This window comes from Massilia rubra, from assembly GCF_011682065.1.
GTDB classification, from domain to species: Bacteria; Pseudomonadota; Gammaproteobacteria; order Burkholderiales; family Burkholderiaceae_D; genus Telluria_A; species Telluria_A rubra.
Genome location: NZ_VUYU01000039.1, coordinates 45,261 through 58,319 on the forward strand (window position 1 = coordinate 45,261; position 13,059 = coordinate 58,319).

Genomic DNA, 13,059 nt, shown 5'->3' on the forward strand with positions numbered 1-13,059 from the left:
CTGGGCAGCCTGAATGGGCTCGAGGGACGCTACGCAATGCACGCGATGCGTAGCTGAGCTGGTGCAGAGTCAATTGCCGTACCGCCCCCCCCCCGCGCGGGTGTTTCTGCACCAGCAGCACTCGCCCTAAGACGTGGTGTTGTTACCCGCTCTTCATCAGGATGGATGACTCACAATATGGCAACTTACTTCCCATTCGCCTTGCACAGCAGGTAGCTCACTGCCTCGAAGGCAAAGTAAACAGCACCAAGCATTGCGAGATATCCCCAACCGCTTGCGACACCCGGTCCACAGTAGGCTTCAGTGAGGCATGCAAAGACTCGACCGACGACCTGGATGTCGCTCCATAGCGCAATGGCGGAGGTCAGTGCCGCGACGACGAGCACCGAGCGCTTCCGAGCTAGCGGCACTTCGGTTTTGAACACGTCGATCATCAGCAACCAGGATCGATACGGCAGGAGACCCGCCGCAGCTAGCCCAACAAAACCGAGCAAATAGACCGCAGCGCTCTCAAAGGCTATGCTCATTTAACTCTCCTGACTTGGCGCAACAAGTTGCCCGGCCAAAAGGTTCCTGCCTCAACATACGGAAAGGATTTATGTCCGCTTAAGGCCATGGAACTGCGATTGGCGCAACTGAACGGGCTGGCTGTAGGAAGGTTCGCCGCTGTATCGATAATGCTCTGCTCTTCAGCGCGAGAAGTATTCTTACAGGTTGACTCGACCTCCTGCCCCTTGTGGAAGTCCCTGTATTTCTGGATGCTGGCAGCACTTCCGGTGATCAGGTCACCACTACCGGCTTGATTCGCGGGGCCATAAGCCCCGGCGGGGTCGTAGATCGCCGGCCCACCACTGCCATCCCCGCGCGAGGTGAACACGGCAGCATGATCTCGGATACCGCCAGGGCCAACTGTCGTAAGCAAGCATGTTTCCAACCCCAGCGGATCGATGTAACTAATCGGATTTCCGTTCACGTACCCGTAGGTGTTCATGCCGCCGTCGAGCCCACTCGGATCACTCTGCAAATATCTGCCGAGAATGGAATCGTAGTAGCGATGCCAGTTGTACCAAAGTCCTGTCTCCCCATCATAGTATTGTCCTGGAAATCCCACATTTAAGCCGCCGATAGTATCGGTGACGACGCGCCGGTCAAAAGCAGCGTTGGCGGCACGCCAAACCTTGACCCCTTCGGCATTGGTGAGCACTTCCGGTCGCCCTACCTGGTCGTTATGGCTCGCATAGAACGTGCCGTTTCGCCCGATTCCCAGCAACTGGCCTTCCAGCCATACATAGTTCGTCGTCGTGCCGCCGATTTCCGCCAGCAACTCGCCATCCGGACCGTAGATTGCTCTCGTACCCACTCCCTTTGATATCTTCAGGGCGCGTTGGTTCAATGCGTTGATGCGATAGTCGCCCACCTGAACACCATTGATGATCGCGCCGCTCATCCGGTTGAAGGCGTCGTACAGATACTTGCGCTGGCCATCGTGGCGGTACTCGGTACTCACGTTACCGACCGCGTCGTATTCGAACCGGCGCGATTGTCCCCCACCGGCCCAGCCATGCAGGCGATTGGTGTTTGCATACAGCACATAGGTGTAATCGCCCTGGCTTTGCCGGCTGTGCTTGAGCCGGTTGCCCGCGTCATCCCACGCAAAATACTGGTTGTCCCCGCTGCGCGTCGCAGTGGAGAGCCGGCTGGCCTCGTCGTAGCCGTAATCCGTCGTCAGTTCCGGAAACACCGCATCGACGACTTTGGATATGGTCCCTTTCGGGTGGTAATCGAATCCCAGACTATGCACGCCCGGCGTGGCGAGCTGGTCCAGGCGCCCGTCCTGGTCGAACGTCAGCATGCGCGGCAAGCCGTTGCCGAAACGCCAGCCGTAAAGGCGGTCGGTCGCCGGCTGGTAGATGAATCCGTTCGTCAGGGTCGCCCACTTGCCGCCCAGGGTGCTGCGCATCCGCCACAGGCGCCCGTACGCGTCATAGTCGTACCCGACGCCAAAGCCGCTCGAATTGCTCATGGCGCTTTTGCGGCCGGCGGCGTCGTATCCCCAGTAGATTGCGAACTTGACGCCGTAGATATCGTTTCTCTGACTGACGATCCGGCCGGCCACGTCGTAGGCGTAATCGGTGCGGCCGGTGACATCGGCAATGCTCGTCAGCTTTCCCTTGCCGAAATTGCCTTCGTCGTAGTTGAACGATTCGGTGGTGCCGCCGCTGTGGCGCCAGCGCATGCGTCCCAGAGCATCCCATCCATAAAGGATCACCTTCTGGTCCGCGCGCGTTTCGCTGATGCGCCGGCCAAGGTCGTCGTACTCGAACGTGCTCGCCCCGGTATCCGGGCTGTATATGCCCGTGATGTCGCCGAAACCGTTGTAGGCGTAGCTGGTCCTGACGTTGCGCGGGTCGACGACGACCTCCAGCCGTCCGGCCGCGTCATAATCGAACAAGGTGATGCCGCCATCGGGCGCGGTCTGCTTCACCAGCCGGTTCTGGGCATCGTACTCGTAGAACGTGCCGCGCCCGTCGCCGCCGTATTCCGCTTCGACGTTCCCGTTCGGATCGTAACGGGTGTCTTCGCGCTCTCCCTTGCTGTTTATCTTTTGATACGGCCGTCCCAGGGAATCGAGAAGCGTCACGCTACTGAACTCGCCGCCTGGCGTGCCGGTCGGGCCACCCACACCTGCCGATGGCACGCTGCGCGCCGACGTGCTGCGCAGCGAATTGGCGCCGACATCGTACCTGATCGTGGCGTACTGATGCTGCGCATTGCCAACCGATTCAAGACGCCCGGACGCGGTATAAACGAAGCGCTGCACGCTGCCATCGGGCTGGCTGATGACAATCGGCTGGCGCGCACCGTTGTAGGTAATCCGGGTAACGCGATTGCCCGGTTCGGTCATCGTCGCCACCGTGCCGTTCGGGTTGTAGGTGTAGCTGGTAGTGGCGCCATTCACATCCGTGCTCGTTCCCGGCATGCCGAGGCCCGTATAGCCGCCCATCGTCGCGCTTTGCCCAAGCGCATTGACAACTGAAATCACGCGGCCATACGCATCGTAATTTTCAGACGTCTTGATCTCTCCGGTACTCGATTCCAGAATCGTCACGATCTGCGCCAACGTACCGTTCGGATAAAATCCGTAGGCATATCTGGTGATGCGCTGGCGGCCTGTATTCAGGTCGCTGATCCTGGTTTCCGCAATCCTCCCGGTGGCGTGGCCGGCCGCGTGATAGGCATAGCGGATGCTCGCCTGGGGATCGCCACTTGCGCTTTTATACACCGTCTCGACGAGGTCGTCGTTCTGCCAGCGATGTTCCAGGCGTAGCTCGTCGGGCGTGCCGGCCGCGGTGTCCTTGCGCAGCAGGTGACCATTGCCGTCATACGCATAGCGAGTCGGGATGTTCTTCCAGTCGCGCGTCTCCGTCAGGTAGCCTCGCGCGTCGTATTGCGTCGATGCGCTTGCGCCCGAGCAGGTCGCTGTAGGGCGCCGGTCGATCCTGCTGATCTTGAGTTCTCCCTGGATCTGGGTGAAACGGTAGTGTGTTTCCTGTCCCCGCGCATCGCTGACAACCGTCAGCTTGTCGCCGTAATTGAAGACGTCCCTTTCTTCATTGCCGGCGAGTGCGCTGATATGGATTCGACGGTCGGCGTGGTAGCTGTAGGTGCTGTAGCGTATGCCGCCGATCGATATCCCGGTCAGCAAGGTCGGATCGGGCGCTTCGTAGTGATACTCGCGCAGGTCGGGACCTGCACCGGGAGATGTCACCCTGGTCAGCATGCCCTGCGCGTTATATTGATAGTCCCAGATGGCGTCGTTCGTATCCTGGACTTTGGACACCAGCCCGTTGGCGCCCCAGCTCAGTTTGACGCTCTGACCGGGTGCATTGCGGATGGCGCTCAGCCGCGATCCCCCCGGCGCATCCCAGGGCGTATAGTCGTAGCCGCGCAGGAGCGCCCCGGACAGGGTAGCGATACTCAGCACGCGGCCTTGCGCATCAAAACGATAAATGAATTTGTTTCTGTTGAGGATGAGCTGGGTTCCTGCTTTCCACGTTAACTTCGGGGAGTTCTCGCCGGTCCGATAGTAGAATTCGTTGGGCCTGGCCGGTGGTGGCGAGCCCGGAGGGGGATTTGCGCCAGGGTTCGTTTGACCACCCGGCGGTGTGGTGGCATCGTTCGGACGCTCGAGCGGTCCGTTACCGGCATAGGTATACACATAGGACGATCCGTTTTCATCGACATGGGTGATCGACTGCGGCACGCACTGCCAACCCGGACTCGGAATGAAACACGTGGCGCGCACCAGCTTCGGCGGGTCCAGGCTCGATAGCCAGTGCTTCCCGAACAACCTGCCCTCGGCATGCCGGCTGCGGTAAGTGCGGGTAAGCGACAGGCCGTACAATCCCTGTGATTCAAAATCAGACTCATCCTTGTGTTTTTCGCCAGTGGCGATCACGACGGGATTGTCGGTTGACTTGCAACTTTCTTCGGACTCTTTGTTGGAATTGTCTTTCGACGGTGGCGCCGCCTTGACTGGCGCCCCGCCGGATCGCGATGGCCTGGAATATGCGAACCTGGGAAAGTATTCCAGCCTGCCGAAACGTGGCTCTTCCCCTATAAGCCGCTTTTCGTTGATGAAAACTTGCTGCATGCCCCCGCCGCCCGAATCCGAGGCGCGGGGCACGACGCCCTCGGTATTGGTTGCGCTAGCGGTCCAAGAAAAAAGCAGGAGCGGTAGGACGAAACTGAGTTTTTTCGGTTTCATGGTCAGCCGTAGGTAAATTGCAAAAATACCCGCCCGAGCACGGCTCGGACATTCGACTGTATGAAACACACGGATGACCAACAAGCGCTGATGCACGTTTGCTTGCGGTTAATCAGAAACTCGGCATTTGCTCCCGCGGGCCGAGCTTATTCTGTTGCTTGCAAGGTGAACTGCGCCTTACCGATTGTCAGCGCGAGCACGATGCTACGCTGCCAGCCTTTTCCGGATGGCGCAGGTCTCAGGTGACCAGTTCGTTCACCCAGCCAAACGCTTCCATCTCGATCTCGCGCATGGTCTTGGCGCTCAAGCCAAGCGTCTTGAGCGCCCTGGCCAGTTCCGTCCCGCGCTTGGGGTTGTCGACCAGCTCGACCACCTTGAGCATCTCGCCCAGCACGCCCTCGCGCTCGAGCAAGGCGGCGCGCACTTCGTCGGCCACCACCACGGTGTTAAGAATATCCTGCATCGACATCGAAAACAGCGCATCCATCAGCGACATGATCCCTACCGTGAAGCCGGCCTCGGCGCTGACGCGGCGCTCGGGCGGCACTTTCTGCGTCATCAGTTCCATCAGCTTGCCGCGCGTGGTGGCCATCTGCAACAGCGGCGAACTGAGTTCGACCGCCGCACCCGGCTTGGCGTACAGCAAAATCTGCAACCAGCGCTGCAATTGCTGGCGCCCCAGCACATACAGCGCTTCGCTCAGCGAATCGATACGCCCGCGCGCGCCCGCCGCCGGGGTGTTGACCAGGCGCAGCAGGTTCAGGCTGATCAGGGCATCGCGCTTGACCGCGCGTTCGATCTCGGCATTGTCGGCATCGGAATTGATCAGGTCGAGCAAGCGCAGGATGACCAGTTCCGACGGCGCTATCTTCTTGCCGCTGAGGATGGCCGGGCGCGCAAAATAATAACCCTGGAAATATTCGAAGCCGAGCGCCATGCACATCTCGAACTCTTCGACCGTCTCGACCTTTTCGGCCAGCAGCTTTTTATGACGCCCGTTCAGGGCCGCCACCAGCTTGGGCAGGTCGGCCGCCGCCACCGCCTGCACGTCGACCTTGATGATATCGACCAGGTCGACCAGCTTGCGCAGGTCGTCGGACTCTTCCACCACATCGTCGAGCGCAAAGGTGAAGCCAAAGCCCTTGAGCTCGGCCACGCGGGCGACCAATGCCGGGGTGGCCTGGACGGTTTCGAGAATTTCGAGGATGACCTTGTCGTGCGGCAGGAAGCGCACGAAGTCGCTCATCAAGACGATATCGTCGACATTCACGAACGCCAGGCGCTCGCCGACCACCTTGGCCATGCCCAGCTGGGACGCGTGCGAAATCACGGCCGCCGTGGCGGCGGCGTGATCGGTCACATTCGCGTCGCCGCCATTGGCGCTGCGAAATAAAAGTTCAAAGGCAACCAGTCGCTGGTTACGTCCGAGAATCGGTTGGCGCGCGAGAAAAAAATCGTCGGACGGCAGCGCCAGCTCGGCCACGGTATCAATAGGCATGGGAAATCCGGAAAACAGGCGCGCCAACAACGGCGCCCTGCGATGACTATACTACTAAGGACGGCGTGGACCGCTGTTGCGTGGACCGGTCGGACGGGCGCTCTTGCCCGCCGTGCCAGCGTCGGCAGGGCGCGCACTCTTGCGCGTGACCCCGGCTTCGGTGGGACGGGCGCTCTTGCCGGCCGCGGCGGCGGCAATGCTGGAGCGCTTGACCGCTGGCGCGCGTGGTGCGCCGCCAGCCGCGCCGGGGGTGCCGGCGGGAGCTTGGCCGGGCAGGCGCAGGCTGCCGGTGCCGGCGGTCGGGCTGGCCTTGCGGGCGTTACCGACCGGCATGCGCGCAGCGCCATTGGCGCCGGTACGGGCGGCAGCCGTGCCGGTCACTTGCGTGCCTTTTTCGATCACGTAGGTGGCGTCGGCATTCTTGCCCAGCACTTGCACCAGGTAAGGCATCACCTGGCGCAGGGTCGGCTCGAGCGTGTACGGCGGATTGAGAATGAACATGCCGCTGCTGTGCAGGCCGAAACCATCGGGGCCCGGGGTGGTGATGGTCAGGGTGACATTGAGCCAGTCCTTGGCCGCCAGGCGCTTGAGCTTGTCGGCGAACTGGCGCGATTCCATGCGCTGCAGCACCGGATACCAGACTGCATAGATGCCCGACGGGAAACGCACCAGCGCATCGTCGAGCGCATCGCGCACCTTGCGGTAATCCTGCTTGTCTTCGTAGGGCGGGTCGATCAGCACCAGCGCGCGGCGCGAGGGCGGCGGCAACAAGGTCTTGAGGGCGTGGAAGCCGTCGCCGCGCTCGATCAGCACGCGCCGGCCGCGCGCGCTCGGGCGCTCGCCCTGGGCGGCGGCATGCTCCGCCACCTTGCGGAAATTGTCGGCCAGGATCTTGCTGTCGGCCGGATGCAGCTCGAACAGGCGCAGGCGGTCGTGCTCGCGCATGACCTTGTCGGCGCAGTACGGCGAACCCGGGTAGTAGCGCATCTTGCCGCTCGGATTGAGTTCCTTGATCAGCTTGACATACTCGGCCAGCGGCTTGGGCAGGTCGTTACGCTCCCAGAGCGGGCCGATACCGGTTTCGTATTCGGCGTTCTTGGACGCGTAACCGCCATCGAGCGCATACACGCCGGCACCGGAGTGGGTGTCGATATAGGTGTAGGCCGTGTCTTTCTGATTCATATATTCATGCAGCTGAATCTGCACGAAATGCTTCAGGACGTCGGCGTGATTACCCGCGTGAAAGGCGTGGCGGTAGCTCAACATAACGTGGGAATTCCATAAAAAAGGGGGATCTGGGACGCCATTATCTCCTATAAAGAGGGATTCGACGCAAAAAGCGCGTAAATGCACAACGCCCTCCCCCTTGTCCGCGCGCCGTGAGCATGCCGCGAACAAGGGGGAAGGCGCTGTGCGTTTGCACCCGCGGGGGCGCGCGACGGCCCTTGTCCGGGTAACTGTGCCGGCCGTCGCGCTGGCGGCGCTCCTTTTGGAAGCGCTGCGGATCAATAGCTTTTAGGCTACTTTCTTTTCGTCGAAGAATTGTTCATCTTCGGTCGAACCATGCAGCGCGGTGGTCGAGCTCTGGTTTTGCTGGATGGTCTGGGTGACGGCGTCGAAATAGCCGGTACCGACTTCGCGCTGGTGCTTGACGGCCGTAAAGCCCTTGTCGGCGGCGGCGAATTCGGCTTCCTGCAGCTCGACGAAGGCCGACATCTGGCGGCGCGCATAGCCGTGCGCCAGGTTGAACATGCCGTAGTTCAGGGCGTGGAAGCCGGCCAGGGTGATGAACTGGAACTTGTAACCCATGGCGCCCAGTTCTTTCTGGAACTTGGCAATGGTGGCGTCGTCCAGGTTCTTTTTCCAGTTGAACGATGGCGAGCAGTTGTAGGCCAGCATCTTGCCAGGGAACTTGGCGTGCACGGCGTCGGCGAACTGCTTGGCGAAAGCCAGGTCCGGCTTGCCGGTTTCGCACCAGACCAGGTCGGCGAACGGAGCGTAGGCAATGGCGCGCGAAATGGCTTGCTCGATGCCCGGACGGACTTTATAGAAGCCTTCCACGGTGCGCTCGCCGGTGCAGAATTCACGGTCGTTGTCGTCCACGTCGGATGTCAACAGGTCGGCCGCTTCGGCGTCGGTACGGGCGATCACCAGGGTCGAGGTGCCCATCACGTCGGCCGCCAGGCGCGCGGCGGTCAGCTTTTCAACGGCTTCGCGGGTTGGCACCAGCACTTTGCCGCCCATGTGGCCGCATTTCTTGACCGATGCCAGCTGATCTTCGAAGTGAACGCCGGCGGCGCCCGCGTCGATCATCGACTTCATCAGTTCGTAGGCGTTGAGCACGCCGCCGAAACCGGCTTCGGCATCGGCGATGATCGGTGCGAAGTAATCGATGTCATCCTTGCCTTCGGACCATTGAATCTGGTCGGCGCGCTGGAAGGTGTTGTTGATGCGGCGCACAACCAGCGGCACCGAGTTGGCTGGGTACAGCGATTGGTCGGGATACATTTCACCGGCCACGTTGGCGTCGCCGGCAACTTGCCAGCCGGACAGGTAGATGGCTTTCAAGCCGGCCTTGACCTGCTGCATGGCCTGGTTGCCGGTCATGGCGCCGAGGGCGTTGACGAAGGGCTCGTTGTTCACCAGGTCCCACAGTTTTTCCGCGCCGCGCTTGGCCAGCGTGTGCTCGATCTTCAGCGAGCCGCGCAGGCGCACCACGTCCGCGGCGGTGTAGTTACGTACAACACCTTTCCAGCGCGGGTTGGTGTCCCAATCTTTTTGCAGTTCTGCTACTTGCTGTTCACGAGTTGCCATGGTGTTCTCCTAATTGAAAGCCGAGTTAAGAAATGAAATGCCTTGAACAAATGATAGACCGTTTTGCGCGCTGCAACAACACTCTTATATAAGACATATAACTAAATTTAATTCCTTAAAAATCAATTACTTGAAATTTGTTTTTCATGATACGGGATGGAATTTCTCTAAATGGAAGAGCGCGATGGTGCAAACGCACCACGTCATTTCGCATTATGAAATACCCTCCGCGCCTGATGAAATCCGGCAGCCTTTTTGCGGCGGGGATGCCGATCGGCGGCAGGGCACGACCGAAGGCGCACCAAAATAGGGCATCTGGTGTTGCACAGAAGACACACGAGGGTATAATACTCACGGAAAACAACAGGAATCACGCGAAAACCCATGCTTCCCTTGGTGCCCCGTAGGATAATGTGCTCTCAGGCAATCCTTAGTCACTGCCACCCGACGCACATGATGTCTCCAGGCAGATTGCGACGCACTCCATGGCGCACAGTGCAACTCCTGCCAACATTTCCTCATCCCTAGCCCCTTGCGTCGAGGAGCGGGATGATTGCCAGATAAAAGCCCGGCACGCTGTTTAGTGTCGGCCCAGCAACCGGTATCTTGATGTCCGATACGCTGGCCGATCTGCCACGTCAAGCAGACCTACATTACGAATGCACCTCATGAACTCAAAATTTACTCTTAACATCTTCCACAAAGTACTCATCACCCTGCTGGCGGTGACCTTGATACCCCTGATTACCCTGTGGCTGGTCAGCAATAAGGCAGCGCAGAGCCAGTTGACGAAGAATGTCTCGCAATCCCTGGTCCTGACCATGGATACCGTGGCCGACGGCATCGAAGCCTGGGACAGCACCAACGTGCGCGCCATGACCCAGGCCAGCAGCCTGGACGACATGATTTCCATGAAGGCCGAGTTGCAGAACCCGATCCTGTCGGTCACCGGCACCGCCTACGAATGGTCGTACCTGATGTTTACGATCGCGCCGGACGGCTCCAACGTCGGCCGTAACGATGGCGGCGCCCTGACCCCGTACGGCGACCGCTCCTACTTCCAGCAAGTCATCAAGGGCGCGCCGGTCGGCCGCCAGGTGGTCATGGGCAAGACCAGCGGCAAGCCGGCGCTGATCCTGGCCACCCCGATCAAGGACCCCAACGCCAACCTGGTCGGCGTGCTGGCCATGTCGATGTACCTGACCGATATTTCCAAGATCGTGACCGATATCCGCATCGGCGAAACCGGCCGCGCCATCCTGCTCGACGCCAGCAACAAAGTCATCGCCCACGGCGACTCCTCCAAGGTACGTACCGCGCTGCAGGATTTCAGCGCCTATCCGGCACTCAAGGTGGCCGGCCTGGCCGACGCCCCTGTCGTCTATTCCTCGGAAGACCGCCAGGTGATCGGTTTCATGCGCAAATTGCCGCAAGGCTGGACCTTGCTGGTTGAACAAGACTACGACGAAGCGTTCGCTACCATGAAGCGCATGGAAAAAGAGGCGCGCATCCTGATCGCGATCAGCATCGTGCTGGTGATCGCCGTCGCGATTTTCCTCGGCAAGGCCCTGACCCGTCCGATCAACGAACTGACCACGATCGCCCGTCAGCTCAGCAATGGTGAATTGCAGGTCACCATCGAGCAGACCGAACGCGGCGACGAAATCGGCGCCCTGGCGCGCGCCATCGAACGCCTCGGCGTCAGTATTCAGCTGGCCATGGATCGCCTGCGCAAGAAGAGCTGAGCGAGACGGCGGCATGTTGCCGCCTGTTCTATCTTCAGCGAAAGAAATTGTTGCACCAAAGACACAATACGATGTCATTCTCACGAAATACAACGAGAATTGCCCGAAAACCCATGCTTTTGGTAAAGACCGGTATAATAATGTGCTTACGAGCAACCCTAATCCACTGCTGAAGATCGCGCTCCGATGTCGCTGAACAAGGGCGGCGCGCTCCATGACGGACAGTGCAATCCTTCCAACAGTGCCCCCCGAATGTCCGATCCCGTTGCGCGCCAAGCGAACGGGATTGCCAGATACAAAAGTCCGACACCTTGTTTTAATGTCGGCCCAGCAATCGGTATCTTGATGTCCGATACGCTGGCCGATCTGCCACGTCAAGCAGACCTATATTACGAAGGCGCAGTATGAACTCAAAATTTACTCTCAATATTTTTCACAAGGTACTGATTACCTTGCTCGCAGCCACATTGATCCCGCTGTGTACGCTGTGGCTGATCAGCGAAAGGGCGGCGCAGCGCGAACTGACCGATAACGTGTCGCAAAGCCTGGTCCTGACCATGAACACCGTTGCCAATGGCATCAACGCGTGGGACGAGACCAATCTGCACGCCATGGGCCAGACCAGCCGCCTGGCCGACGTGGTGTCGATGAAGACCGAGCGCCAGGTGCCGATCCTGAAAGCGACCGGCAAGGCCTACGAATGGTCGTTCCTGATGTTTACGATCGCACCGGATGGTTCGAACACGGCCCGTAATGACGGCGGCGCCCCGATCAATTACGGCGACCGTTCGTACTTCCAGGCCGTGATGAAGGGCCAGCCGGTCGGCCGCCAGGTAGCGATCAGCAAAACCACCGGCAAGCCGGCGCTGATCGTGGCCACCCCGATCCGCGACGTCAACGCCGCCCTGGTCGGGGTGCTGGCCATGTCGATGAACCTGGCCGATATTTCCAAGATCGTGACCGATATCCGCATCGGCGAGACTGGCCGCGCGATCCTGCTCGACGGCAACAACAAGGTCATCGCCCACGGCGACTCGTCCAAGGTGCGTACCGCGCTGCAAGATTTCAGCGCCTACCCGGCGCTCAAAGTGGCCGGCATCGTCGACGCGCCGGTCGCTTATACCGCCGAAGACCGTAAAGTCATGGGTTTCATGCGTAAATTGCCACAAGGCTGGACTTTGCTGATTGAACAGGACTACGATGAAGCCTTCGCCACCATGCACAAGATGCAACGCGACGCGCGCATCCTGATCGCCGCGGCCGTCCTCCTGGTCATCGGCGTCGCCATTTTCTTCGGCAAGGCCCTGACCCGTCCGATCAACGATCTGACCGCGATTGCCGTTCAGCTCAGCAACGGCGAACTGAAAGTCAACATTCCGCAAACGGCCCGCGGCGACGAGATCGGTTCGCTGGCCCGTGCCATTGATCGCCTCGGCGTGAGCATCCAGCTGGCAATGGATCGCCTGCGTAAGAAGGTTTGATACCGATGAGAGGTTACTGATATGTCACAACCGGAATTCATGCCATTTATCGACGTGGTCGACCAGATCGCTGGCTTTTGCTCGCAGCGCGTCAGTGGGACTGCGTTGCTGATCAGCGACGACAACCGCATGGCCCAGGTTCACCTGCAAGGCGGCAAGATCGTCTTCATCCTGTGCCGCGGTCGCCGCGGCCGCGACGGCCTGGCGATCATGCGCACCATGAAAAATGCGCGCCTGACCCTGGACAAGGCCGGCGTCGTCAATGCCGACGGACTGGACTGGCCGACCGAAATCGTGCTGGGCTACCTTGACGGCACCCTGGACGACTTGCCGGGTACAGGCGTGCTGGGCGGGGCTGCGCCACGCGCGGAAGCCTCGGCCGCCCGCCCGGCCGCCACGCCGGGCCTGACACAAGACATCAAGGCCACCTTGCAGCGTTGCCTGGTCAAGTATGTCGGTCCGATGGCCGAAATCGTCTGCGCCGACCACTTCGACGGCGCCACCGATGTGCGCGCCGTGGTCATGGCGCTGTCCAAGGAAATCCCCAACGAGGACCAGGCCGCCAAGTTCAAGGTCGACGTCGCCAAGGCGCTCGACATGCCAGCGTTCTGATAACACCTGCGCGCGGCGGCGGCGGGCGCCGCCCGCGCGCGGGGGGGCCCCCCCGGCCCCCGGGTGGTCGCCGTTCCGCGCCCCGGCCTCCCCGGCCCGGCCCCGGGGGGGGGGCCCCCCCCAAGCCGCGGGGCCCGGGCG

8 protein-coding genes are annotated in these 13,059 nt (G+C 60.6%); 3 read left to right on the top strand and 5 right to left on the bottom strand.

Annotated elements, in window-relative coordinates:
* Window positions 1-185: 185 nt before the first annotated feature.
* The 5 genes from F0185_RS31750 to aceA all read right to left on the bottom strand — a co-directional run bounded on the left by F0185_RS31750 (window position 186) and on the right by aceA (window position 9,080).
* Window positions 186-527 carry a hypothetical protein gene (locus tag F0185_RS31750; protein WP_167232339.1) on the bottom strand — a complete coding sequence of 114 codons (342 nt, stop codon included), beginning with the start codon at window positions 525-527 and terminating at the stop codon, window positions 186-188.
* Window positions 524-4,768 (bottom strand): RHS repeat-associated core domain-containing protein, encoded by a 4,245-nt coding sequence (locus F0185_RS31755; protein WP_167232341.1) that lies wholly within the window; start codon window positions 4,766-4,768, stop codon window positions 524-526. Before F0185_RS31755 ends, F0185_RS31750 begins: the two co-directional genes overlap by 4 nt.
* A 238-nt stretch (window positions 4,769-5,006) precedes the next feature.
* Window positions 5,007-6,266: an EAL and HDOD domain-containing protein gene (locus tag F0185_RS31760; RefSeq protein ID WP_167232342.1), complete on the bottom strand. Its 1,260-nt coding sequence runs from the start codon at window positions 6,264-6,266 to the stop codon at window positions 5,007-5,009.
* Between the two features lie 54 nt (window positions 6,267-6,320).
* Complete coding sequence (locus F0185_RS31765) at window positions 6,321-7,448, bottom strand: 23S rRNA (adenine(2030)-N(6))-methyltransferase RlmJ (RefSeq protein WP_229477291.1); 1,128 nt, start codon at window positions 7,446-7,448, stop codon at window positions 6,321-6,323.
* A 333-nt stretch (window positions 7,449-7,781) separates the two neighbouring features.
* Window positions 7,782-9,080: an isocitrate lyase gene (gene aceA / locus F0185_RS31770; protein ID WP_099877013.1), complete on the bottom strand. Its 1,299-nt coding sequence runs from the start codon at window positions 9,078-9,080 to the stop codon at window positions 7,782-7,784.
* Between the two features lie 668 nt (window positions 9,081-9,748).
* Between aceA and F0185_RS31775 the strand changes: the two genes are divergently transcribed.
* From F0185_RS31775 to F0185_RS31785, 3 genes are all read left to right on the top strand, one after another.
* On the top strand, window positions 9,749-10,825 hold the full coding sequence (locus F0185_RS31775; RefSeq protein ID WP_167232347.1) for a cache domain-containing protein: 1,077 nt from the start codon (window positions 9,749-9,751) through the stop codon (window positions 10,823-10,825).
* Window positions 10,826-11,229: 404 nt separating this feature from the next.
* Window positions 11,230-12,306 carry a cache domain-containing protein gene (locus F0185_RS31780; RefSeq protein ID WP_167232350.1) on the top strand — a complete coding sequence of 359 codons (1,077 nt, stop codon included), beginning with the start codon at window positions 11,230-11,232 and terminating at the stop codon, window positions 12,304-12,306.
* A gap of 21 nt (window positions 12,307-12,327) precedes the next feature.
* Window positions 12,328-12,918, top strand: coding sequence for a DUF8082 domain-containing protein (locus tag F0185_RS31785; protein WP_166895743.1), 591 nt, complete (start codon window positions 12,328-12,330; stop codon window positions 12,916-12,918).
* The last annotated feature ends 141 nt before the right edge of the window (window positions 12,919-13,059 follow it).